Origin of the sequence: Geobacillus sp. C56-T2 (genome assembly GCF_007829715.1) — a bacterium.
In the GTDB taxonomy this organism is placed as follows: Bacteria; Bacillota; Bacilli; order Bacillales; family Anoxybacillaceae; genus Geobacillus; species Geobacillus icigianus.
This window is the reverse complement of the sequence record NZ_VJWB01000001.1, coordinates 1,282,910-1,305,689: the sequence shown is the minus strand read 5'-3', so window position 1 is coordinate 1,305,689 and position 22,780 is coordinate 1,282,910. Positions and strand designations below refer to the sequence as shown.

23 protein-coding genes, 1 pseudogene and 1 riboswitch are annotated in these 22,780 nt (G+C 52.8%); of the genes and pseudogenes, 4 read left to right on the top strand and 20 right to left on the bottom strand.

Going from position 1 to position 22,780, the window contains the following annotated elements; all coding sequences use genetic code 11:
- Positions 1 to 80: 80 nt before the first annotated feature.
- Positions 81 to 1,739, top strand: a complete 1,659-nt coding sequence (locus GC56T2_RS06650) for an IS1634 family transposase (protein ID WP_144973931.1) — start codon at positions 81 to 83, stop codon at positions 1,737 to 1,739.
- Between the two features lie 264 nt (positions 1,740 to 2,003).
- Here GC56T2_RS06650 and GC56T2_RS06640 read toward each other — a convergent pair whose 3' ends face one another.
- The 17 genes and pseudogenes from GC56T2_RS06640 to GC56T2_RS06560 all read right to left on the bottom strand — a co-directional run bounded on the left by GC56T2_RS06640 (position 2,004) and on the right by GC56T2_RS06560 (position 18,503).
- Positions 2,004 to 3,491: a helix-turn-helix domain-containing protein gene (locus GC56T2_RS06640; RefSeq protein WP_144973930.1), complete on the bottom strand. Its 1,488-nt coding sequence runs from the start codon at positions 3,489 to 3,491 to the stop codon at positions 2,004 to 2,006.
- An 86-nt stretch (positions 3,492 to 3,577) separates the two neighbouring features.
- Positions 3,578 to 4,576, bottom strand: coding sequence for a formimidoylglutamase (hutG, locus tag GC56T2_RS06635; RefSeq protein WP_144973928.1), 999 nt, complete (start codon positions 4,574 to 4,576; stop codon positions 3,578 to 3,580).
- A gap of 160 nt (positions 4,577 to 4,736) precedes the next feature.
- Positions 4,737 to 5,153: a PaaI family thioesterase gene (locus GC56T2_RS06630; RefSeq protein WP_063166182.1), complete on the bottom strand. Its 417-nt coding sequence runs from the start codon at positions 5,151 to 5,153 to the stop codon at positions 4,737 to 4,739.
- Between the two features lie 238 nt (positions 5,154 to 5,391).
- Positions 5,392 to 6,576 (bottom strand): RNA-guided endonuclease InsQ/TnpB family protein, encoded by a 1,185-nt coding sequence (locus GC56T2_RS06625; protein WP_144973926.1) that lies wholly within the window; start codon positions 6,574 to 6,576, stop codon positions 5,392 to 5,394.
- An 83-nt stretch (positions 6,577 to 6,659) separates the two neighbouring features.
- Positions 6,660 to 6,870: pseudogene (locus GC56T2_RS18070) on the bottom strand (MerR family transcriptional regulator); the annotation flags it as partial.
- Between the two features lie 252 nt (positions 6,871 to 7,122).
- On the bottom strand, positions 7,123 to 7,605 hold the full coding sequence (locus tag GC56T2_RS06615) for a PaaI family thioesterase (RefSeq protein ID WP_144973924.1): 483 nt from the start codon (positions 7,603 to 7,605) through the stop codon (positions 7,123 to 7,125).
- Positions 7,606 to 8,156: 551 nt separating this feature from the next.
- Complete coding sequence (locus tag GC56T2_RS06610; protein WP_144973922.1) at positions 8,157 to 8,540, bottom strand: VOC family protein; 384 nt, start codon at positions 8,538 to 8,540, stop codon at positions 8,157 to 8,159.
- Positions 8,541 to 8,566: 26 nt separating this feature from the next.
- Entirely contained in the window at positions 8,567 to 8,902 is a 336-nt protein-coding gene (locus GC56T2_RS06605; protein WP_144973920.1) for a hypothetical protein, read from the bottom strand.
- A gap of 66 nt (positions 8,903 to 8,968) precedes the next feature.
- Positions 8,969 to 9,073, bottom strand: a riboswitch (SAM riboswitch).
- Between the two features lie 50 nt (positions 9,074 to 9,123).
- Complete coding sequence (gene opp4A, locus GC56T2_RS06600) at positions 9,124 to 10,908, bottom strand: oligopeptide ABC transporter substrate-binding protein (RefSeq protein ID WP_144973918.1); 1,785 nt, start codon at positions 10,906 to 10,908, stop codon at positions 9,124 to 9,126.
- Between the two features lie 13 nt (positions 10,909 to 10,921).
- Positions 10,922 to 11,830 carry an ABC transporter permease gene (locus GC56T2_RS06595; RefSeq protein ID WP_144973916.1) on the bottom strand — a complete coding sequence of 303 codons (909 nt, stop codon included), beginning with the start codon at positions 11,828 to 11,830 and terminating at the stop codon, positions 10,922 to 10,924.
- A 21-nt stretch (positions 11,831 to 11,851) separates the two neighbouring features.
- Positions 11,852 to 12,820 (bottom strand): oligopeptide ABC transporter permease, encoded by a 969-nt coding sequence (opp4B, locus tag GC56T2_RS06590; protein ID WP_144973914.1) that lies wholly within the window; start codon positions 12,818 to 12,820, stop codon positions 11,852 to 11,854.
- An 18-nt stretch (positions 12,821 to 12,838) separates the two neighbouring features.
- Positions 12,839 to 13,765: an ABC transporter ATP-binding protein gene (locus GC56T2_RS06585; protein ID WP_144973912.1), complete on the bottom strand. Its 927-nt coding sequence runs from the start codon at positions 13,763 to 13,765 to the stop codon at positions 12,839 to 12,841.
- Positions 13,752 to 14,777, bottom strand: coding sequence for an ABC transporter ATP-binding protein (locus GC56T2_RS06580; RefSeq protein ID WP_144973910.1), 1,026 nt, complete (start codon positions 14,775 to 14,777; stop codon positions 13,752 to 13,754). Before GC56T2_RS06580 ends, GC56T2_RS06585 begins: the two co-directional genes overlap by 14 nt.
- A 298-nt stretch (positions 14,778 to 15,075) precedes the next feature.
- Positions 15,076 to 16,566 (bottom strand): glycerol kinase GlpK, encoded by a 1,491-nt coding sequence (gene glpK / locus GC56T2_RS06575; RefSeq protein WP_033021715.1) that lies wholly within the window; start codon positions 16,564 to 16,566, stop codon positions 15,076 to 15,078.
- A gap of 67 nt (positions 16,567 to 16,633) precedes the next feature.
- Entirely contained in the window at positions 16,634 to 17,452 is an 819-nt protein-coding gene (locus tag GC56T2_RS06570) for an MIP/aquaporin family protein (RefSeq protein WP_144973909.1), read from the bottom strand.
- Positions 17,453 to 17,652: 200 nt separating this feature from the next.
- Complete coding sequence (locus tag GC56T2_RS06565) at positions 17,653 to 18,054, bottom strand: sporulation protein (protein ID WP_144977113.1); 402 nt, start codon at positions 18,052 to 18,054, stop codon at positions 17,653 to 17,655.
- 197 nt (positions 18,055 to 18,251) lie between these two features.
- Positions 18,252 to 18,503, bottom strand: a complete 252-nt coding sequence (locus GC56T2_RS06560; protein WP_144973907.1) for a hypothetical protein — start codon at positions 18,501 to 18,503, stop codon at positions 18,252 to 18,254.
- Positions 18,504 to 19,090: 587 nt separating this feature from the next.
- Here GC56T2_RS06560 and cspD point away from each other — a divergent pair.
- Both cspD and GC56T2_RS06550 read left to right on the top strand, forming a co-directional pair.
- On the top strand, positions 19,091 to 19,291 hold the full coding sequence (cspD, locus tag GC56T2_RS06555; protein WP_003251474.1) for a cold-shock protein CspD: 201 nt from the start codon (positions 19,091 to 19,093) through the stop codon (positions 19,289 to 19,291).
- A gap of 128 nt (positions 19,292 to 19,419) precedes the next feature.
- A complete protein-coding gene (locus GC56T2_RS06550; protein WP_144973905.1) occupies positions 19,420 to 19,689 on the top strand; it encodes a DUF2564 family protein in 270 nt (89 codons plus the stop codon).
- A gap of 238 nt (positions 19,690 to 19,927) precedes the next feature.
- On the opposite strand, the gene GC56T2_RS06545 is transcribed toward GC56T2_RS06550, so the two are convergent.
- A complete protein-coding gene (locus GC56T2_RS06545; protein WP_061912733.1) occupies positions 19,928 to 20,143 on the bottom strand; it encodes a zinc-finger domain-containing protein in 216 nt (71 codons plus the stop codon).
- 6 nt (positions 20,144 to 20,149) lie between these two features.
- Positions 20,150 to 20,815: a ribonuclease H family protein gene (locus GC56T2_RS06540; protein ID WP_144973902.1), complete on the bottom strand. Its 666-nt coding sequence runs from the start codon at positions 20,813 to 20,815 to the stop codon at positions 20,150 to 20,152.
- Between the two features lie 197 nt (positions 20,816 to 21,012).
- On the opposite strand from GC56T2_RS06540, the gene GC56T2_RS06535 reads away from it, so the two are divergent.
- Positions 21,013 to 21,939 carry a DMT family transporter gene (locus GC56T2_RS06535; protein ID WP_144973899.1) on the top strand — a complete coding sequence of 309 codons (927 nt, stop codon included), beginning with the start codon at positions 21,013 to 21,015 and terminating at the stop codon, positions 21,937 to 21,939.
- Positions 21,940 to 22,240: 301 nt separating this feature from the next.
- Here GC56T2_RS06535 and GC56T2_RS06530 read toward each other — a convergent pair whose 3' ends face one another.
- The gene (locus GC56T2_RS06530) at positions 22,241 to 22,717 is read right to left on the bottom strand and encodes a divergent PAP2 family protein (RefSeq protein ID WP_144973897.1); all 477 of its coding nucleotides are present in this window, start codon (positions 22,715 to 22,717) and stop codon (positions 22,241 to 22,243) included.
- Between the last annotated feature and the right edge of the window lie 63 nt (positions 22,718 to 22,780).

Here is a 22,780-nt window from a genome sequence, read left to right as displayed (position 1 = left end):
AACGAAAATCGGGAGGATTTTTTGTGTCCATCGTCGAATGAATCCTTGACATACAAGGAAAGTGAAGGAGTTTTTCTCTCATGAACGTTCAAGTCAAAAAGGTCTATCGTAATGATTATTTGAATATAATAAGTGCCCTATTCAAGAAACTGGGCCTGCCCCAATTGATTGACCATCTCGTTCCCGTTGATCCACAGTGCCAGACTCGAGTCAGCGATGCCGTTCAGGCCATCATCTACAATCTGTTTGACGGCCGGCAAGCCCTCGTTCACGTGGAACGATGGGCTCAGGAGATCGATCTAGAGAAACTCATCCGTCCCGGTCTCCATCCTTCCTGGTTGAACGACGATGCCTTGGCTCGTCATCTCGACCGCTTGTATGAGGCCGACATTCACAAGGTGATCAGCACTTGCTTGATTCACATTTATCGCAAAGAAGGCCTTTCCCTCCGAGCCTTTCACGCCGATACGACGGACAAGACGGTTTACGGCGCGTATGAATCGGCCTCATTAGAGGCTTTGCAGATCACACATGGCTATAACCGCCATCATCGTTGGCAAAAACAGATCGGCTTCGGACTGGTCGGCAACGAGGACGGCATCCCGTTTTACGGCGATGTGCACGACGGCAACCTGCCTGACAAAACGTGGAATCCGGAGGTGCTGTCCCGTGTCCACGAACAGCTCAAACAAGCCAAGATGGAAGACGAATGGATTTACGTGGCCGATTCCGCCGCGATGACAAAAGACACTCTGGCGCAAACCAAAGCGGCCAACGCCTTTTTGATCACCCGAGGCCCTTCGTCGCTTCGGATCGTGAAACGGGCATTAGCGGAGGCCGATTCGCCTCACATCCCGTGGAGCGAACCCTTTACCCTGGCGGAGAGAAACGGCGCCACGTACCGGGTATGGGAAACATCCTCCACCTATGAAGGCCACCCCGTTCGGCTGATCGTCGTCGAATCGAGTGCGCTCGACCAGCGAAAAGGAAAGACGCTCGAAAAAGAACGAACCAAAGAAGCGGAGCTTCTTCGCGAGGAACAAGCCCATTGGGAGCGCCACCCTTTCTCGTGCCGGGAAGACGCTGAACAAGCCTTGGCGTCCCTCAAGATGTCCCTTCGCCCACGGTTTCATCAGGTCAAGGCCGCGATCGAAGAGATCGTACGCCCGAAAAAACGGCGCGGACGGCCGAAAAAAGGGGCGGAACCCGAGATGGAGACGCGGTATCTCTTGCGCCTTGACGTCGAATTCGACCAAAACGCGTGGGAACAGGCAAGACGGAAAGCGTCCCGGTTTGTCCTCGTCACGACCGTTCCGGAGGAATGGAAGGGCCAACAAATGGATGCCCAAGAGATCTTGAAGCTATATAAAGGGCAGATCTCGGTGGAAATGAACTTCGCTTTTTTGAAAGACCCTTTTTTCACGGATGAGATCTATGTCAAAAAGCCAGAACGAGTTGCGGTATTGGGCTATTTGTTTCTCTTGGCCTTGGCCATTTACCGCGTCTTTCAGCGCCGGGTGCGCCAGTTCATCACACCCGAACACCCATTAAAGGGCGCCGGAGGCCGCAAGCTGACCCGACCGACGGGGCAGGCGATTTTCCAGCTGTTTCAATATGTGAACGTCGTCCTCCTGGAGCTGCCGGATGGACGCATCCAACGCTCACTGGATCGCTCCCTCACCCCTGAACAACGAAGGATTCTGCAGGGGTTGGGGCTGGATGAGAGCATTTACGTGTAACGTCATACGGAACGACCAGCGATGGTAAAAAAAGGATAGCCATCGCTCGTTGTGTTGGTCAAAAAGTTATTCTGAAAAACTAAATAAAAAATCCTTTGTTTTGACCTTGTTAGGGTGCGAAATGTGAGTTGTAAAGAAGGGAAGAGAACGGAGATAGATGCACCTCTTTTAAAGGTGAGTCATTTTTTTCGAAATTTCATATTTCTTTTCTCTTCATTGATCCATTTCTTTTGATGACTGTTCATTTTTTTTGAAAAAAACCGCCTACCGCGGTGATGACCGATACGATCGTTGTTCATCGCGGTAGGCGGTCGGTGTTCGGTTCAGTTCGGCTTTAAAGACGCGCGTCAAATAATGGGCCGTGCGAAACCCGGTCTGTTCGGCGATTTCCTTAATCGAGAGGTCGGTTTGGCGGAGCAGCCGTTTCGCCTCCTCAAGCCGCCGGTTCGTCAGCCATTGGCGGAACGTCACGCCGCGCTTTTTCGACAACAAATGGCTGAAATACGCAGGGCTGCGGCCGGCTGCCGCCGCGGCCCGCTCCAACGTGAGCGACGGGTCACGAAAATGGGCTTCCATATAGCGGAGCCCCCGTTCGATGGCGTCGACGCGCGCGTCTGTGTCAGCCCGCCTCGCCTCGTAGAGAAGCCGATATAAAAACAAAATCAATTCTTGGACGATGCGATACAGCACAGGATTGTACAAAATCTCTTGAAACAGGCGCATATACTCGCGTTCGGTCGCGCCGCGGTCCAGACGGTACGTCTTCATAAACCGGCGGATTTGCGCCAAGATGCTCGTCAACCGCGTGCGCACCATCTCCGGGCTCGGAAACGGCGGCGTCCAATCGGAAAATTCCCGTTGCAGCCATCGTTTGACCGCTTCATGGTCAAACCGCTCAAGCATCTCGATCCATTGCCGCTGCTCTTCCGGCGTCAGAAACGGATCCAAGTGGCGCCACGGTCCGTCATCCGGCGCCGGAGCGATCACTTGCCGGTAGCCGATAAAAAACGTCGTCTCGAGCAGCCGGCGGGCGGCTTGGTATCGCTCACGCACCGATCGCCGGCCATCCGGCGGCATGATGACGACCGCCAATGGCTCATGATGGTCCTCCTCCCAATCGCGCAACATCTTCCATGCCTCTTCTTTTCCATCACCCGGCAGCTCGGGAAAGAGACAGGCCGCCATATAGGTCAACGGCAAGACGCGCGCCCGCCGGCGAAACGGATAGTTCGTTAAAAAGCGGACCACTTCGGAAGAGAAGGCAGGTTGTTCGGCCTGCACAAGCCATACGTGGGTCGACACATCAACACGGTCATCGACAAATAACGAGCGATAATCGTCATCATAGCCGCCAACACCGACGGACGGCCGACAGCGCCCGTCCCCGGCGAAAAATGAAGCCACCGTTCGCAACGCTTGCTTCAATTTGGTGGGCTCAAGCGGCTTCACAAGCAAATCGACGCATTGCCAGTCGATGGCTTGCTTCGCCCGTGCGAATGTCGCCTCCGCAGTTGCGGCAATCACGCGCTGGCAAAACAGGCGGATGCAAGATGCCGCTTTCCCCCACTGTTCATACGGAATCATATCCAATTCAACGTACAATAGCTCCGGCGCTTCCCGCTCCAGCAGCGCCATCATCTCCTCGACCGTAGCCGCCGTATATACTTGCTCAATCGGCAAGGAATACGCGGACACGAGCCAGCGGATCGCTTCTCGTTCCTTGTCGTCCCGTTCGGCAATGACGAGTTTCATCTTCTCACCGCCTTAGCTGCTTGATGAAATGGTTCAGGCAACGTGTTCAGCGAATGTGTTCGGCGCTGTTTCGCAAACGTTGAAAGTCAACTGCCCCCATGGTGCCTGCTCCTGAATGAGGGGCCTCCTTGCCAACATTGGAGATGAAGAAGGATTTCGAAGCAAAAAGCAGCGGCGAGCGCCACGGTTTTTCCGCCTTCATCCACGAGCGGGTTGACTTCGCAAAGATCGACGCTGATCGTGTTCGGATGCGCAACGATGCGGCGGATGAGCGCGCGCACCAGCGATGGTGCGAGTCCAAACGGCGACGGCGCGCTCACCCCCGGCGCGGCGGCAGCGCTGATGGCGTCCATGCAAATGGTCAACATCACGCCGTCATACGCTGAGGCAAATCGTTCGATCTGTTCATACGCTGCTTCCATCGGCCCCGCAGTCAACTGTTCTTCCAGCATGTACTCGCATCCGTACCGCTGTGCATCCGCAAACAGCGCCGCCGTGTTGCCGAGCTTCTGAATGCCTAAGCAGCAATATCCCACTTGTTTGTCCTCATCCAAAATTTGCCGAAACATCGTCCCGGATGTCGGCCCGTTATCATACGGCCGCAAATCGAAATGGGCGTCAATGTTGATGATGCCAAGGCGGGCGTTCGGCCCTAGCGCTTCGCGGACGCCCAAATAATGGCCATACGCCGTCTCATGGCCGCCGCCGATCACCACCGGCGCCGCGCCGCTTCGCAGCAGGCGGGCGACGGCTTTGCCGAGTTCGGCTTGGCTTTGTTCGAGCTGTCCGTCCACGCAAACGACATCGCCGGCATCAAAGACGGACGCGCCTTGCGGAAGATGCCATGGCAACCGCCCCAACGCCGCTTTCACAGCGGCCGGCGCCTCTTTCGCCCCTTGGCGGCCTTGGTTGCGGCGCACGCCCTCGTCGCAGGCAAAGCCGATGAGAGCCGCTGCTCGTTCCATCGGCGCCAACGGCTGCGATAAATCCAACAGGCGGATGCGCTGGTGGAGGCGAAACGCCCGTTCATCGCTCACACTGTCCACCCGCCCCGTCCAGCGGCTTTTCTCGGGGTGTTGATACATCGAATCATCCCCTTTCAACGATCAGCTACCTGTTTCTTTCGCGGCTGCTTTGCCGTTCTCCTTCTGGCATGGGCAGAAAGAGGTGGGAGAGGTTGCTCGAAATGCCGCTTGGTCCGCTTTCGGAATCCCCTATGTCCCGCTCGCACGAATGACCGGTGTTTCATCGTTTTTCCATGATCAGTACAGATGACGTGGCGCTCGCCACCTCTTTGCCGTTTTGCCGCACGATGGCGGTCACATAGGCGATTGTGCGGCCGAACTTTTCCACTTGCGCCTCGATTTCCGCCTCCCCGGCTTCCATCGGACGATGAAACGTCGTTTGTAAGTTGATTGAAGCGTGCATTTGATCATCATGAAGCAAGGTCGTCACCGCATACGCCATCACGATATCGGCCGCCGCACCGACAAACCCGCCCATAATGACGCCGTTGCCGTTGAGCAGCGATTCACTTACCTTCCATCCCCCTTTCGCATAGCCGTTTTGTGCTTCTGTCAAGCGAACGCCGAGCGTTGTATCGCACGGCGGCGGCGCGCTTTGGCCGGCGATGACGTCATGCAAGTTGACGGTTGATTTCATGCTGTGTCCCCCTTTCTGTTGTCGTATCCGTATTCTTTTATTCGCGGGAAAGACGCGATTTCCGTTACAGAAAACTTATAAAACTTTTATAAAGCCTTTATCAAACTTTATAAAAGTTTATGTTTCTTTCCTTGTTCATCGCACCCGATTTCGCCAAAGCTACTCTCGTTGGATGTGGTGCTCCGAAGGCTTCAATTCCCCACTAACGAATGGGTACATATCAATGCCGTTTTTCGTGCTAGGCTATTGACTCACCATATTTTTTTAAGTTTCTACTTGCGTTTACATCCCTGTCTATGTGATTTCCGCATTCATCACATACAAACGTTCTTTCTGACAAAGAAAGTTTCTCTTTTACAGCCCCACAATGGCTGCAAGTTTTAGACGAAGGGAAGAATCGATCGGCAAGTATAAACTTAATTCCATTCCAGGCACACTTATATTCCATTTGCCTTTTCAACTCGTGGAATGTTTGTTCTTGGATGGCTTTCGATAGCTTTCTGTTCTTTAACATTCCAAGAGTATTTAAGCTCTCCATGACTACATACTCTGGCTTGGTTTTCACCAAAGATGTAGTGATTTGATGAATAGAATTGTGCCTGATGTTTTTCAGCCTTCGGTACGTCTTTCGAACAAGGAATTCCAATTTCTTTATATTGTTTGTTTTTCTGTAACGGAATTCACCTCCTTCTGTTTTTATTTTGTTTTTCTCATATTTCCTTGATCGTTTGCGTTGCAACCGTTTCAGCCTTTTCTCCAACTTCTTCACTTTGTTGGATTTGTTTATATTGCGAAACCTCTGCCCGTTGCTAACGACAGCTAAATCTTTTACCCCTAAATCGATGCCTATGCCATCGGTATAATTTTGGTTTTTGTTTTCAACTTCTTCAACTCCAATACTAAACCACCAATTTACTCCGTCGAATGTGACTCTTGGATTAACATATTTGATGTTATCCCCTGTTGGGATTCTGCCTTTTTCAGCTAACTTAACATAGTTAAATTTTTGCTTGTTCTTTTTCTTCGAAGTAGTCAGCTTTTCCAATTTTACATGCGTTTTTGTGATTTTTATTTTTGCCGTATCTTGATAAAAACTTGGTTTGCTTTTCTTTTTTGACTTAAATGTTGGAAACTTTGTCCTGCCTTCAAAGAAGTTTTTATACGCTTGACAGGCATCTTTAATCGCTTGTTTTGTTATATTATTGGAATAATGGTTAAGCCAAGCATATTCTTTTTGCTTTTTTAATTGCGTCAATATTTTTCTCAATTCACGATCGTTTAAAAACGTTCCACCATTTTTGTAGTTTTCTTGTTGTGTAGCCAACGTCCAATTATACGCCCATCGGGATACGCCTGCACACTCAAATAACTTTGTTCTTTGCTTATTGTTTGGCAAAAGCATAACTTTATAAGTCTTGATCATCTTTTACCAACTCCTGAATCATTTTCTTGGCTTTATTTGCTCTTTTCCCCTGCAATTTACAACATAATGTGATGATTTGAACCGCTTGACACTCTGCAATAGCCTACAATTTTTCTCTCGCGTTTCCTATTTTTTATACCAAGAAAATGATTAAGTTGCTCTTGTGAATCATACCTGAACCCCGATGGAGAAACATATGCAGGTTTTCATACACCAGATTTATCCCAATTTCTTAACGTTTGTTCCGTTTTCCCTATCAGTCTTGGCAAATTGTCCTATACTGTAATATTTCATCATCATCACCTCTATACACAATTTGTATAATAGTTTTTGCAAATTGTATATAGAGTTTTACGAAATTTTGTAAATTTATTTTAACTGTTCCATGCCTTCCTAGACCCCAACAATGACAAGGGGGATGATGGGCTTTGCCCGCCAGCGCGAGCCGAACTGCAGGGGGCGCTCAGTTCCTAACCGCCCTCGGCGGCAAAGCGCCGAAGAAAGCGCTGCCAAAAACAGCGGCTTTTCGGCGCTTCCCGTTGCTTGTTAAGAGCGGACAAACGTTTTCGGCATCACGACGGCGATGACTTGCCCGCGGGCGCATAATTCACCGTTCGCGAACACTTCGGTGTCAACTTGCCATTTTTTCGGATGAATTTCCGTCACCGTGCCGATGGCCACAAGCGGCACCCCGTGCGGCGTCGGTTTGAGAAAATCGACGTGCAGCGAAGCGGTGACAAAGCGCGGCGGCGTCTCCCCGCTGCCCGGCTCATGGCCGTTTTTCCGGTGCAGCGCCAGCGCCGCTGAACCGGTGCCGTGGCAGTCGATGAGCGAGGCGATCAATCCGCCGTACACAAATCCAGGGATGGCTGTATGTTCGGGGCGCGGCGTGTATACGGTCACCGTCTTGTCCCCTTGCCATCCGGTGCGGAAATGGTGGCCCGTCTCATTCAAACGGCCGCAGCCATAGCACCAAGCGAATTCATCCGGATAGTCGTCTTGAATAGCGTGAACGATCGTTTCTTCCACGAAATCTCCTCCCCTCTTTTTCTAGTATATCATCCAATCGGAAAGGCCTCGACCCCTAAAGCGCACTTTTCGCCCCAAAGTTGCTGTCCATGCCACAATGAGCGTCATGAACAACGAAGCGGCTCCATCAGGAATCGTTCCCGAATGTCAGCCCATACACGGACTGCCATCCGTGCAAAACGAAGCTGACAGGACCTATAAGGCTGGTGATTTCGGGAAAAATACAGCTGGCCACCCATTTCTGTGAAAATGCAGGACTGACGCGGATTTTCATCCCCGGATGAAGGGCAACCCGTTGCCCACGGAACTTTCCGTGAAAATGCCGCACTGGCGCGAGGTTTTCACCCCTAGGTGGAGGGAGATCACACTGCCCATGGAACTTTTCTGAGTAAAAAGGCCACCGATTGGTGTGTGACAGCGGTTTTTCACCGGTCTTCTATGCCACCGATCGACGTGCGGTCAAGGCAAGAAAATAGAAAGAGGCGCCAGCCACGCTCTGGCGCCCAAAGCCCGATCGATGCAAAATCGCGGGCCGCCTGTTTTCATTCTTCTTATCGTTCCGGCTCGTAAAATTCGATCCATTCCCCGTCCGGGCCGAGGAAAAACAAATATTTCGCCCCGTTCGGAAGCTCGGTAATGTCCTCCCAAACGAGCGGAACGCCAAGCGACACGAGCCGCTCTTTCTCCTGCTCAATGCCTTCGACCGTAAATGCGACGTGATGCACTTTTCCTTCCGTCGGCAAATCCGGATTGTATCCTTCGATGAGTTCGACGATGACTTGGCCGTCAAGCCCCAAAAACGCCAGTTTCATCGTCCCATTCGTATGAATCATCTCGCTGAGCAGCTCGAGGCCGACGACGTTTTGATAAAATGCTTTCGATGTTTCGATATCTTTCACTTGGATGCCGACGTGTTCAAATTTTTTGACTGCCATTCGCTGTTCTTCCTTTCTCTCATGTTCTACGATTCAATGGAAAACACAGCCCGCAAATACGGGGTCATTCGCGGTGGAAAAATGCCTTTTTTTCCTAGCTCCTGCCATAGATAGCGGTCAAGGGCGTACGGCCCCTCCGCTTTCCATTCCTCCACCTCATCGTTCGTCAGCACGAGGGAAATCATCGTCCCTTGCGCTTCCCCATACAAGTGGACATAGCCGTCCCCGCGGTCGACATGCACGACCGCCCGGCGATCGAACCGGATGAGCTCCGTCCGCACGCAGCGCATGACGTGAACGGCAAACGTCGCCGCCGGCAAATGCGCCGCCATGCAAGCGCGCAGCGACAGTCGTTCCGCCACGCCCCCTCACCTCCCATCATCAAAAACCCCCCTTCCGCCTCGGAATGACGCGAAAGGGGGTGGCCGTTCTTATCATCCAAAGCGACATCGCTTTGCGGGTGTTAGCACCTTGCCAGCGGCAGGTTGCTGTGGGGTCATCAAGCCCGTTCTCTCGCCCACTCTTGATAAGACGTATGCAATTTGTCTTCTATCTTATCATACATCATCAGAGGCGGCAATCGTCATTGTTCGACTTCCGGCTGCTCGGACGTGACGCCGACATCTTTCCACGTCAGTTTCGAACTCGGATCGACCGTGAAGTTGGCGACGCGGTTGTTGACGGCATAAATGGCCGAACGATACAACGTCGGAATGACCGGAACTTCTTCGTTCATCAATTTTTGCCATTCACTGTAAATTTTCCGGCGATATTCTTTGTCAAACGCCTGTTCAGAATGGCCTTTTTCCAACAGTTCATCGTTTTTCTCATTCACCCAGCGCGAGTAGTTGAACATGACGTTCCGTCCATACAATCCGTATGGATCGACGTCCGTGCCCGTCCCCCACGCGGCTGCGTAAACGTCCACTTTCGGATCGTCTTTTTCGACCATATCATAGAAGGAGTTGAACTCCGCCAAACGTCCGTCCACAAGCTGAACATCGAGGCCGACATCTCTCCAGCATTGCATATAAAATTTAGCCAACGGTTCAGCGATGTCCCCGCCGCTCATTGCCAAGAAGTTGATCTTGAATTTTTTGCCGTTCGGATCTTCGCGGAGGCCATCGCCATCCACATCTTTATATCCGGCTTCATCCAGCAATTGTTTCGCTTTTTCCGGATTGTACGTATACCCTTTGATGGAGCTGTCATGATAGCCCGGGAACGACGGCGGAATGAGCGTGTTCGCCGGGAAGCGCAAACCATGATACAGGCGGTCGGCCACCTCTTGGTTGTTGATGGCGTACGCCATCGCCTGGCGCAGTTTTTTGTTTTGGAATTTCGGATTGTCCATGACGTTTTCCTGCTTTTTCGCATCCCAATGGCCGAGTTTAAAGCCGATATAGTTGTATGCCAAGTCCACTCTGCCGACAAACTGAATGTTTTTCGTCCCTTTCGCGTTCAAATATTGGTCGGTCGGGAACTCGGCGACGTCAATTTCGCCTTTTTTCAGCGCTTGCAGGACGACTTGCGGGCTGACGACTCTCAAAATGACGCCTTCCAAGTTCGGTTTGCCGGCCCAGTAGTCATCATTGCGAACAAACTCGACCGACTCGCCCGGAACGATTTTCTTCACTTTGAACGGTCCGAAGCCGATCGGGTTTTTCCGGATTTTATCCGATTTCGCCAAGTCTTTGATCGGAATGTCTTTCAAGTAATGCTTCGGCAGCGGATACGCCCAAATGCCGGTCAACACCGACGGATTGGCCTGTTTCCATGTGATCGTCAACGTCTTTTTGTCGATGACTTTAATGCCGGAAATTTTATCCGCTTTGCCGCTATGATATTCTTCCATCCCGACGATGCCTTGGATGAGCGCATCGCCATAGCGGACGCCGGTGTAATCTTTATGGCCGATGACCAAATACGCATACTCCAAGTCTTCGGCGGTCACCGGTTGGCCGTCATGCCAGTTGACGTTGTCTTTGATGCGGATCGTCATCGTCTTTTTGTCTTCGGACAACTCGTATGTGGCAGCGCCGTCATTCGTAATCTCATAGTCGCCGTTCGTCCGGAAAAGCGACTCGTCAAAAAATTGCAAAATCTCCGCGTCGGGCGCTCCCGTGTAGAACGCATAGCTGAGCGTTCCTTCAAACGGCGTATCGGACACAAGGCCGTATTTCAGCACGCCGCCATCGATGATTTTCCCGTCGTTTTTCACCGTCATCGGGAATTTGCTGATGTCTTCCTTCTGAGCCGCCGGTTTTTCGTTGTTGTTGCCCTTTCCGCTCGTTGTGTCGGATTTGCCCGTGCACCCGGCGAGCACGAGCAAGAGCGCGGCGAGAGCCGCCAGCCATTTTCTCTTCACATTTTCTTCCCCCTTATCCTAGTCGTTGTCTTGCATCAGCCGCACGTTTCAACGCTTGGCCGATGAAATTTATGCACAGCATCATCACTAAAATAAGCAATGACGCAGGCAACCAAACCCACCATTTGTTTTGCAACACATCCGGATTGGTCGCGTAACTGACGAGCGTGCCCAAGCTCGGCGTGCTCTCCGGCAGCCCGAAGCCAAGATACGTGAGTCCGGACTCGATGCCGATGTTGCCCGCCAAGCTTAACGTCAAATTGACGATAATGATCGAGCTAAGGTTGGGCAAAATTTGAAAAATAATGATTTTCCAATCCGGCGTACCGAGCGTTTTTGACGCGCTGACATAATCCAGCTCGCGCTCGGCCAGCGTTTTGGCGCGAATCAGCCGGGCTTTGCCCGTCCACAAAAACGCGCTCATGATCAAAATGAACGTCAATACATTATATTTAGGCACAATGGCGACAAAAACAATAACGAGCATCAAAAACGGCAGAACGAGAATGAAATCGATGATGCGCATAATGACATTGTCAATCCAGCCGCCAAAATACCCAGCGATCAGCCCGATCGTCAGCCCGATGAAGCCGGTAATGAGCGTAATGGCCAGCCCGATCGTAAACGAATTGCGGGCGCCGATGATGAGCTGGCCAAACACGTCGCGCCCCCCGTAGTCTGTGCCAAGCCAGTGTTCCGCTGACGGCGGAGAATGGATGGAAAGAAAATCGACTTTCACGATTTCCTCTTGATCCAAAAAGAGCGACACGCCATAGACGATCGACAAAATGATTCCTAAAATGATGAGCGAGCCAAGCGCGAGCCGATCCCGAACTACCTCCCGCCACATGATCGAAAAGGCGGAAGGGCTTTTCTCGATGTTCGCTCCGGCCGGCGTTGGGCCGCTGATTTCCGCTTTCATGTCAGCCGTCTTCCTCCTTTCCTACTCAATCCGGATGCGCGGGTCGACCGCACTCAAAATGATGTCCGACAACAGCGTGCCCACCAGCGTCGCCAAGCCGGAAATCATGACGAGCGCCGTCACGACGCTGTAATCCCGCTGCATAATCGACTGCAAAAACAGCTGGCCAAGCCCCGGGTAGCTGTAGATCGACTCCAAAAACACGGAACCGCCGACAAGCCCGGTGATTTCATACCCTAAAAACGCCGCGATCGGCAAAAACGAATTGCGCAAAATATGGCGCCAATAAATATGCCGCTCCGGCACGCCTTTCGCCCGCGCCGTTTTCACGAAATCTTTCACTTTCGTATCGATGATTTCGCTGCGCAAATATTGAATCGTAACAACCGTGTTGATGAGCGCTCCCGACAACGCTGGAAGCATGAGATGGTTCAATTTGCTTAAATAGTAAGCGAGCGTCCCTTCCTCGACCTGAACGTCCACGCTGCCGCCGGTTGGAAACCAGCCAAGGTGAAAGCCGAAAATAAACAGCATGATCAAAGCAAAAATGAACAGCGGCGTGGCAAACCCGAGATAGCTGTAGCCGACGATCAGCTTATCAGCCCATGTATCTGTCCATCGGCCCGACACGATGCCGAGCGGAATGGCAATCAAGTACGTCAAAATTAAAATCGCCGCCGACAGCAACACCGTATTCCCGATCCGTCCGGCCAGCAGATCGGTGACCGGCTGCTGGTGGGTATAGGAAAGGCCGAGATCCCCTTGCAGCATGTTTTTCACCCAACGGATGTATTGAATATGTACCGGATCATTCAAGCCAAGTTTTTCCCGCATTTCCTCAAGCGTCTGCGGATCCATTTTCGGGTTGGCCGCCAGCTGCCCCGTCAGCGCATCGCCCGGCATCGCCTTCGCCAGCAAGAAAATGAGGACGCTTAGCAAAAACAATTGCGGAATCATAATGAGGATTCGCCGTAAAATAAATTTCAGCATCTTCCCGTCTTCCCCTCTTTACGGAATGGCCACCGAGTGCGTCGGCGAAATCGGCTTGAGCGGGTGAGCCCGGCCGTTTTCATCAAAATAGCGCGAATACGACTGCTCGTATTCTTTTTCCACTTCGCGGCGAAGCGCCTCCTGCCGGCCGCGTTCGCGCGGATCGGCGTTCGGAATGGCGGAGAGCAGCCGTTTCGTATAAATATGCTGCGGATTCGTAAAAATTTCCTCGCTCGTCCCTTCCTCCACGAGCCGGCCGCGGTACATAATGCCGATGCGGTCGCACATATGCCGGATGATCCCTAAATCATGGCTGATGAACAAATACGTCAGCCCGTACTCCTGCTGGATTTCTTTCATGAAATTCAACACTTGCGCCTGCACCGACACATCAAGCGCCGACACCGGCTCATCGGCGATGATGAGCTTCGGATTGAGCGTGAGCGCCCGCGCAATGCCGATGCGTTGGCGCTGTCCGCCGGAAAATTCATGCGGATATTTGTAAATCGACTCCGCGCTCAAGCCGACCCGCTCTAAAACGTATTGCACCTTCTGCCGCTCCTCTTGCGGGGACAGGCGTTCAAAATTGCGGAGCGGCTCGGCGACAATATCGAGCACACGTTTGCGCGGATTGAGCGAAGAATACGGATCTTGGAAAATCATCTGGATGTCTTTTCGATACGGATGAAACTCGCGGCGGCGAAGCTTTGTCAAATCCGTTCCTTCAAACAGCACTTCCCCGGCCGTGGCGCGGATCAAACCGATGATCGTGCGCCCTGTCGTCGTCTTGCCGCAGCCGGACTCGCCGACGAGCCCGTACGTTTCCCCTTTGTGCAGCGAAAAACTGACATCATCGACCGCGCGCACGTGGTCGACCACCCGGCGAAAAAACCCGCCGCGCACAGGATAATACACCTTTAAATGCTGAATGTTAAGAAGCGCCATAATCGATTCCACCTACCGTTTGATCATCAGGGAAATAAAAATGTTCATAACATGTACAGCGCACCCAATGGCCCGGCTCCACTTCGCGCAGTTTCGGCTCCGCCTCATGCTTGTCGGCTCCGATCCAGCCGATGCGCGATTGGAAACGGCAGCCGCGCCGCGGCAGTTTATGCAACGGCGGAACGATCCCTTGGATGACATGGAGCCGTTCTTTTTTTGTTTGGGCGGACGGGATCGACTGCAGCAACGAGCGGGTATACGGATGGAGCGGACGGTGGAAAATGGCATCGACATCGGCCAATTCGACGATTTCCCCTGCGTACATGACGGCGACGCGGTCGGCCATTTCCGCCACCACCCCCAAATCATGCGTGATTAAAATAACGCTCGTTTTCATTTGTCGCTGCAGCTCTTTGAGCAGCCCCATAATCTGCGCCTGAATCGTCACATCAAGCGCCGTTGTCGGTTCATCGGCGATGAGCAGGGCGGGCTCGCAGGCGATGGCGATCGCAATCACGACCCGCTGCCGCATTCCCCCGGACAACTCGTGCGGATAACGGTGGTACACCTTTTCCGGTTCCGGAATGCCGACTTTGCGAAGCAAGTCGATCGTTCGCTTCTTTTTCTCGGCTGCTGACAACCGCAGATGGTAGTCCATGCTTTCTTCGATCTGCCGGCCGACCGTCATGAGCGGATTGAGCGCGGTTAACGGATCCTGAAAAATCATCCCGATTTCTTTGCCGCGAATGCGGTTGAGTTCAGCAACGGAGAGCGACAGCAAGTTTGTCCCTTTAAAGTGCAGGCGCCCCTCAATTTTTGTCTTTTCGGGCGGGTGGAGACCCATGATCGACAACGCGAGCGCGCTTTTGCCGCACCCCGACTCCCCGACAAGAGCGACGACTTCGTTCTCCCCGATCGCCAGCGAAACGTCGTCGACCGCCGCATAATAGTCATCATCGATGCGAAAAGAGACTCGCAGCCCCTCAATTTCCAACAACGTTTGCTTTGCCAATGTGTCCTTCTCCCTTTTGTTAGTTTCACTAAATTTTAGACTATGTATAATATTTTGATATTATTCTATCATATTTTTTCGCAAATTCAACATTTTCTAGTAATTTTTTTGATACCTTCCCAATCTTCTGACTAATCGACAACGCCACTATAGGCAACGGTTCGTGTTCGCTCCCATCCGTTGGACAATCAAGAGGCGGATGCTCCGTGAAGGAACCATCCGCCTCATCAATGGACAAAACAGCGGGAAAGGAGCCGACGGGCCGCGCCCCTCCCCTTTACGTCCGATTTTCGTTTGTTTATTTAAACGCCATCGCCGCCCGCACCGCTTTTTTCCAGCCCTCATAGAGCGCGGTCCGCTTAGCGTCGTCCATCTTCGGCTCAAACCGGCGTTCGAGCTGCCACTGAGCGGCAATCTTTTCGCGGCTATCCCAATAGCCGACCGCCAACCCGGCCAAATACGCCGCTCCGAGCGCCGTCGTCTCGTTAATGACCGGCCGCTCAACCGGCACGGCGAGCAAATCACTTTGAAACTGCATGAGCAAGTTGTTTTTGACCGCCCCGCCGTCAACGCGCAGCGTGGTCAGCGGGAGGCCGGAATCGGCTTCCATGGCGGCGAGCACGTCTTTCGTCTGATAAGCGAGCGATTCCAACGTCGCGCGGATGAAATGCTCTTTCGTCGTGCCGCGCGTGAGGCCGAACACCGCCCCGCGCACCTCGCTGTCCCAATACGGCGTGCCGAGGCCGACGAACGCCGGAACGACGTACACCCCGTCCGTGGACTCGACTTTTTCCGCGTACGTCTCGCTGTCGGCCGCCGTTTTGATCATCCGCAAGCCGTCGCGCAGCCATTGAATGGCGGAGCCGGCGACAAAGATGCTGCCTTCAAGCGCGTATTCGACCTTGCCATCGATGCCCCAGGCGATCGTCGTCAGCAGCCCGTGTTTCGATTGAACCGCTTTTTCCCCCGTATTCATCAACATAAAGCAGCCGGTGCCGTACGTATTTTTCGCCATCCCTTCCGCAAAGCACGCCTGACCGAACAAGGCCGCCTGCTGGTCGCCCGCCGCTCCGGCGATCGGCACTTCGACGCCAAAGAAATGGTATGGAACGGTTTTCGCGTATACTTGCGAGGATGGCCGCACTTCAGGAAGCATCGCCTTGGGCACGTTTAAAATCGCAAGCAGTTCGTCATCCCATTCAAGCGTATGAATGTTGAACATCAAAGTGCGCGATGCGTTCGAGTAGTCGGTCACATGGGCGCGGCCGCCGGATAACTTCCAAATGAGCCACGTGTCGATCGTGCCAAACAGCAGCTCGCCGCGCTCCGCCCGTTCGCGCGCCCCCTCGACATGGTCCAAAATCCATTTCACTTTCGTTCCCGAAAAATAAGCGTCAATGAGCAGTCCCGTTTTTTCGCGAAACAGCGGATCATACCCTTTCGCTTTCAACTCGTCGCAAATGCCCGCCGTCTGCCGTGATTGCCAGACGATGGCGTTGTAAATCGGGTTGCCGCTCTCTTTTTCCCAAACAACGGTCGTTTCCCGCTGGTTCGTAATGCCGATCGCCGCCACTTGTTCCGGCTTCACTTGCGCCTCGGACAAGACGCTGGCAATGACGGCAAGCACCGATCCCCAAATTTCGTTCGCGTTATGCTCGACCCAGCCGGGTTGCGGAAAATATTGGGTAAACTCTTTTTGCGCCATATGGACGATTTCGCCCTTTTGATTGAACAAAATCGCCCGCGAGCTCGTTGTGCCTTGGTCGATGGATAAAATGTATTGATCCATAGTCTCGTCCTCCCCTTTTCTTGGTCGTTTTCGATCCACTTCGTTTCCTTCGCGCCAGCAAAAACGGTTAAGAAGAATAGCGGCTTGCGGCGTTCGACGCCTTTCCGGCTGTCAGTTTCGCTCCGGCCAACACGACGGCCGTGGCCGTCAGCACTCCCCATAAGGCGCCGGTCGGTTTTCCTAAGAACACGGCTTTATACACCAAGCTGCCTAACGCGCCGCCAAGCAGCGGCCCGACAATCGGCACCCACGCATAGGACCAGTTCGACGACCCCTTTCCCGGAATCGGCAGCAAAAAGTGAGCTAGCCGCGGCCCAAAATCGCGCGCCGGATTAATGGCGTAGCCGGTCGTACCGCCGAGCGACAGCCCAATCGCCACAATCAAAAAGCCAACGACAAACGGATTGAGTCCATCGGCGAATTTGTTAGCGCCAATGGCCAAGATGGCCAAAACCAACACAAACGTACCGATGATCTCACTCAACAAATTGGCAGCCGGATTCGGCACGGCCGGCCCGGTGGCAAACACGCCAAGCTTGACGCCTGGATCGTCCGTTTCTTTCCAATGTGGCCAATAGTGGAGATAGATGATGGCAGCTCCAATCATAGCGCCGAGTACTTGTGCCAACACATAGCCGGGGACATCTTTCCACGGAAAATCGCCGCTGAGCGCCAACGCCACCGTCAACGCCGGATTTAGATGGGCACCGCTGTACTTGCCGACCGCATAAGCGGCCACCGCCACCGCCAGCCCCCATCCCATCGTAATGACGATCCAACCGGAGTTGGCCGCGTACGATTTCTTCAAATTGACCCCTGCACACACACCGGCGCCGAAAATAATCAGCAGCGCCGTCCCAACGAATTCTCCCAAAAATGCCGACATCCGTCTTCTTCCCCCTTTTCTTTCGTTATGTTTCGGTTCATTTCCTGCTTTGCTACCCTTCCGGAAGGGATTGGTTGGGCGAAAAACACAAAGACCCACACACTTCCCCTGCCAAGGGAACATGTGTGGGTCTCCGTTTCTCCGCCACAACAGAATATTAACTTACTTTGAGAATACCATTGTTTGAAAACGCTGTCAACCTATTTTTTGGCTAAAATTTGCACATAATCGAAGTCGAGCGTATCGACGGCGTCTTCGATCTGAAGGCGGGTGATGAACCGGTACGACCGGCCGGGGCGCGATGGCGGCAAGGTTTCGGGAATCACGTAGGAAAACGGAATTTCCTTTTTCTCGTTCGGCTTGATCGAAAACGCACCGGCGGCCGGAATGACGGCGACAATGTCATCGAGCTCCTTGCCGTTTTCGATTGTTTTTTGCACAAGCTCCACATCGAGCCGCTCGATCCTTTGTTCCACCGTTCCGCCGTAAATGTGGACGATTCCTTGAATCATTTCTCCCTGTCGCCATAACGATTTATCTAAGATCAAGTCGACGTGCGCCGACCCGACTCCGACTTTTGACATCATTTTGCGCAACAGCATCGTTGTCACCTCGTTTGGCCTCTCTTGTTACATTCAATATTACGAAAAAAAACCGCCGCCCGTTTCAGCCAAACGAAAAAATAAACAGACGCCCCCGCCGATGCGGCCACGTCTGTCCCAAGGCGAAAACAGGCGAACACGTTTTTTGTTACCGCTTACATTTGAGATTACCGCATTCGCTTTCAATTGTCAATCAACTATTCGTACACGTTTTCGCTTTCGATAATATAGTCGATCCGGATCACGGGAACCTCTTGCTGCTCCACTTCAGCAACGATCAAGCCGACGCGGTCGTGATAGATGCAAAATGTGTCTTGCCCTTTGCGAAACGCTGATTCTCCATACGAAAGAACCATGTGGTAAATTTTGTTGTCGCTGAAATAGCGGCGGCTGACCCGGCTGCCCAGTCGGACGATCACTTCTTGACCCGCGATTTTCCCGCGGTACATCCGCTTCTCCCCCTTTTCGCCGTTCCTATTCCAATGTATGGCTTTTGTTTCCCGTTCATGACTTTTTCCTTAGATGACTGGTGAAAAACAACCAATTGGCTCGATTGGGGAGAAGTCACGAGGAATGAAATGATGACGTTGCAACGTTTTTTGGTTTGGGAACACTGTCGAAGAGCAGTATTTCTCCTTAAATCACCGGCCTCTTAGAAGGACGGTGATCTCTAGGAGACCGGTGATTTAAGCGGACAAGCCGTTTATCAAACCCGTTTTTCAAATAGAAAAGCCTCGTCGCATCACGATCACCTTTCAAACGATCCCCCATTGCTCAAAAGAAACAACCGTTTTTCACCAGCCTTCTAGGCAACATGCCTGTTTGGCGATGGTGAAACAATTTTTTCGGAAATTTCCTTTCTTTTGCTTGACGCGGTGACGCCCGGTAGTGTATAGTTAAGTCATCACATAACAGAATATATTTCAGGCATTCAGCATGAAGGCGCACCTTGGATTGCTGTGGAGTATATTTTGTTATTTGATAAAATCTCAAGGTTAGCCGATCAGGCTAAAAGTATTAGGAGGAATTCAGCATTATGCAACGTGGTAAAGTAAAATGGTTTAACAATGAAAAAGGTTACGGTTTCATCGAAGTGGAAGGCGGTTCGGACGTATTCGTACACTTCACAGCCATCCAAGGTGAAGGGTTCAAAACGTTAGAAGAAGGCCAAGAAGTTTCGTTTGAAATCGTCCAAGGAAACCGCGGACCGCAAGCAGCGAACGTTGTCAAATTATAAGGCTTCGTTGACATAGACGAAAGAACGGGAGCGGAAACAAAAGGCACCTTGCACAGTCAAGGTGCCTTTTTCCATTTCGATGCATAGATTCAGTCAAGAGGCAAACAATAGCAAAGGGAGGTGTTGATATGGCGAATCATGATGCCAACATACATACAGGCTACAACGATTTGAAACAAGTGGAACTGTTCGTGGAGACGGCGGAAAAAATGGTCGGCCACGCCACAATGCAGCTCGACCCCGAGATGATTCAGCACGCCGAACGAGCGGTGCAAAACGCCCGCCATCAGCTAGCTCGCGCTCGCCAAGAAGCAACGGGCACAGACGATGACGTTCTCGCCCGCTGCGAACAGCGGCTGGCCCGCGCCGAACATCAGCTGCGCGAGGCGCAGTCATAATCCGAATCGAATGGGGGGTGTCCCAAAAGGAGCGGGATCCCCTCTTTCGTTGCTCGATATACGTGCTGACTGCTTCTGCCGCCCGATAAGTTGTACCGATCTTGAAGGCAGACAACCTTTTGGGTCAGCCTCTTGTTGCGTCCGGGCATCAAGGGCAACGTTTCTTTGTCCGCGGTTCGGCCAGGTCCGCATGCGCCAGCCGTACTCAAGACCATGGCCGCGGTGCCGTTCCGTCGCCCTATTGACGCGGACGGGGCGGGGCGGAAAGCAGCATTTCCCCGTACTGCCGCATCTGTTCGCCCACCGTGCAGCGCTGAATGCAAAACGCCTGGGCGTACGTTTTTCCGTACTCTTTGCGGAACGTGCTCTTTAAAAAACAGCCATCGCAGTACATTTCTTCAAGCTGAGCGATTTGTTCCAATATTTCTTTCCGTCGGTTTCGCTTCTTTCCCATCGAACCTTACCCTTTCTCTGTCAATTCCATCCGGCTTGTGATCAGCTGCCCGGCAAGCGCTTGGCGGGCGAGCGCGTCCGCCTCTTTATTTTGCTTGCGGGAAATCGGTTCATACAACGGGTCGATGTGAAGCTCGCGCAGTTTTGCCTCGATACGGTCGAGCCAAGCGTTGTAATCGTCTTCAAAGCAAGGCCAGTCGCCCGACAGCTGCTTCAAGACGACGTGAGAATCGCCGCGAAACGTCACCGGCAAATGATGGACGCCAAGCTCCTCAAGCAGCTGCATCACAAACCAAAACGCCGCATATTCGGCCTCGTTGTTCGATTTGATTTCGCTGAGGCGGCGGTTGGCGCGCAGCCGGTAGCGCTGGTCGTTTTGCTTGTAATACACGACCGCGCCGACACCACCTTGAGAAGTTTGATGATCGAACCCGCCGTCGAAATAAACGACGACTTCATGCGGTTCGGCCGCGATTTCTTCAAGAAGTTTGCCAAGCTCCTTTTTCGACCATGCCGTGCCATTTCGGTCCATGAACTCGAGCGCCTTCGTCCGCCCGGTTTTTTCAAAATCGCCCGCGACGGCGAGCGCGTCTTTCGCCTCGAGCCATTCCGAAGTCAACCGCACCGCCTGTTTGTTGGGCGTGACGTACGTCCAATGAATTTGCACCTCCAACGTTCTGCCACCCTTTCGCATCACGATGATTGAGGCTGCTTTTTATTTTACCACACTCGTTCCCGTCTGTTCATCGTTTTCCGCCTCGATCGCTCTGTTCCAAAAAAGTATGTTTTTTTCGGCGCATTTATGATACACTAGCGGCTAGCAGCCGATCAAATGGCTCGACGTGAACAGACAAACAAGGGGGGATCGAATTGAAGCAGCAAACCGTCGCTGATCTTAGTTTGCTGGCGGTGGCGTTCGTCTGGGGGGCGACGTTTGTCGTCGTCCAAAACGCCATTTCCTTTTTAGAGCCGTTATCGTTTAACGCCGTCCGCTTCAGTTTGGCCGGCTTGTCCTTGTTCGCATGGACAGCCATCGTTTCCCGTCCGCTGCTCGGCCAGTTATCATGGCGGATCGTCGGCGCCGGGGCTTGGATGGGGCTGTGGCTGTTTAGCGGCTATGCATTCCAAACGGTCGGGCTTTTGTATACAACTTCCTCGAAAGCAGGCTTTATTACCGGGCTGAGCGTCGTGCTCGTGCCGCTGTTTTCGTTTTTGATGCTAAAGCAAAAACCGACCGCAAATGCAGCTGTCGGAGCGGTGCTCGCCGCCTTCGGTTTATATTGGCTGACGGGCGGAGCCGAGCTGTCATTCAACCGCGGCGACGTTTTCGTCTTCTTTTGCGCCATTTCCTTTGCCATGCACATTCTTATCACTGGTCAATATTCGTCACGTTATTCGACATTGCTGTTAACGATGGTGCAAATTTTTACCGTCGCTGTCCTCTGTTTCATCTTTGCTTTTTGGTTTGAGGAGGCGACAAACATGTGGAACACGGCGGTGCTCCGCCGCCCGGAAGTATGGGGAGCGCTCGCCGTGACATCGCTGTTGGCAACGACCGCCGCTTTTTTGATCCAGACGGCGGTGCAAAAACATACGACTCCCGCCCATGTCGCTCTCATTTTCGCCATGGAGCCGGTGTTCGCCGCTTTGACGGCGTATCTTTGGGCGGGGGAACGGCTGTCGCCATCCGCTTGGCTCGGCGGCTTCGCCATTTTGGCTGGCATGGTGCTTGCCGAACTGCCTAGCGTGCGCTTATGGGGGAAGCGGTGGCGAGCAAAGCGGAACATCTCCTCATAGCAACAAAAGCTGTTCTGCATGAAAGGCGGGACAGCTTTTTTCGTCGCATTGGGCGTCACTGTCCATCATCCCGGCAGCGAACCGATCCACGTCTGCAACGTTTCTCCGCTTGAAAAACGAAAGGGACGGCGCTTCCTTGCTCGTTCACTTGCCGGCCTTCCCGAAAGACGGTGAAAAACACGTTTTTCTAAGGGAAAAAGAAACATGGCGTCCATCCTGCTTTCCAAATTAAGAAATGGCATAATGCAGCTTCATTGTCCGGTCCATCTCATCCTCCTGAAGCGCCGATGCCTCATTCGCTTCACCGTCTAGCCTTTCGCCGGCGGCGGCACGCCCAATGGGAAACAGCGCCAGTCGCGATCCCAAGAAGCGCTCCGCCGACGACTTCGATCGGCTCGTGGCCGAGGCGGGCGCGGAGCTGTTGCTGCCGTTTTTTGTATACGGCCTGTTGCGGATCGTCTTCGAGCTTTTTCACCTCTTCGGCAAGCTCGTTCAGGCGCAAGGCAAGTTCGCCCGCCTGGCGCCGCACTCCTTGCGCATCGTACATGACGATTAATCCGAACAGCGCGGCGAGCGCAAAATCAATCGTCCGCATCCCCCGCTCTAACGCGATAAACGTCGCCAACGCCGAAACGCCGGCGGAGTGGGAGCTCGGCATTCCTCCTGTTTCGAAAAACAACCGCCAATCCCATCGGCCTGTCTCAAGCTGTTTGATCGGGATCTTTAAAAACTGTGCCAGCGCGATCGTTGCGAGCGCCGTTTTTAACCCTTTGTTCATCGCTCTTCCCTCCTTTGCCGGCCGTGCTTTGCTTATATTTTCACCTAGACCGGCCATACTATC

Excerpts from the sequence above, each read along its gene's own strand:
- GC56T2_RS06650 (WP_144973931.1), top strand. The coding sequence starts at position 81 with ATGAACGTTCAAGTCAAAAAGGTCTATCGTAATGATTATTTGAATATA.
- GC56T2_RS06640 (WP_144973930.1), bottom strand. The coding sequence starts at position 3,491 with ATGAAACTCGTCATTGCCGAACGGGACGACAAGGAACGAGAAGCGATC.
- hutG (WP_144973928.1), bottom strand. The coding sequence starts at position 4,576 with ATGTATCAACACCCCGAGAAAAGCCGCTGGACGGGGCGGGTGGACAGT.
- GC56T2_RS06630 (WP_063166182.1), bottom strand. The coding sequence starts at position 5,153 with ATGAAATCAACCGTCAACTTGCATGACGTCATCGCCGGCCAAAGCGCG.
- GC56T2_RS06625 (WP_144973926.1), bottom strand. The coding sequence starts at position 6,576 with ATGATCAAGACTTATAAAGTTATGCTTTTGCCAAACAATAAGCAAAGA.
- GC56T2_RS06610 (WP_144973922.1), bottom strand. The coding sequence starts at position 8,540 with ATGGCAGTCAAAAAATTTGAACACGTCGGCATCCAAGTGAAAGATATC.
- GC56T2_RS06595 (WP_144973916.1), bottom strand. The coding sequence starts at position 11,830 with ATGAAAGCGGAAATCAGCGGCCCAACGCCGGCCGGAGCGAACATCGAG.
- opp4B (WP_144973914.1), bottom strand. The coding sequence starts at position 12,820 with ATGCTGAAATTTATTTTACGGCGAATCCTCATTATGATTCCGCAATTG.
- GC56T2_RS06585 (WP_144973912.1), bottom strand. The coding sequence starts at position 13,765 with ATGGCGCTTCTTAACATTCAGCATTTAAAGGTGTATTATCCTGTGCGC.
- glpK (WP_033021715.1), bottom strand. The coding sequence starts at position 16,566 with ATGGATCAATACATTTTATCCATCGACCAAGGCACAACGAGCTCGCGG.
- GC56T2_RS06570 (WP_144973909.1), bottom strand. The coding sequence starts at position 17,452 with ATGTCGGCATTTTTGGGAGAATTCGTTGGGACGGCGCTGCTGATTATT.
- GC56T2_RS06565 (WP_144977113.1), bottom strand. The coding sequence starts at position 18,054 with ATGCTGTTGCGCAAAATGATGTCAAAAGTCGGAGTCGGGTCGGCGCAC.
- GC56T2_RS06560 (WP_144973907.1), bottom strand. The coding sequence starts at position 18,503 with ATGTACCGCGGGAAAATCGCGGGTCAAGAAGTGATCGTCCGACTGGGC.
- cspD (WP_003251474.1), top strand. The coding sequence starts at position 19,091 with ATGCAACGTGGTAAAGTAAAATGGTTTAACAATGAAAAAGGTTACGGT.
- GC56T2_RS06550 (WP_144973905.1), top strand. The coding sequence starts at position 19,420 with ATGGCGAATCATGATGCCAACATACATACAGGCTACAACGATTTGAAA.
- GC56T2_RS06545 (WP_061912733.1), bottom strand. The coding sequence starts at position 20,143 with ATGGGAAAGAAGCGAAACCGACGGAAAGAAATATTGGAACAAATCGCT.
- GC56T2_RS06530 (WP_144973897.1), bottom strand. The coding sequence starts at position 22,717 with ATGAACAAAGGGTTAAAAACGGCGCTCGCAACGATCGCGCTGGCACAG.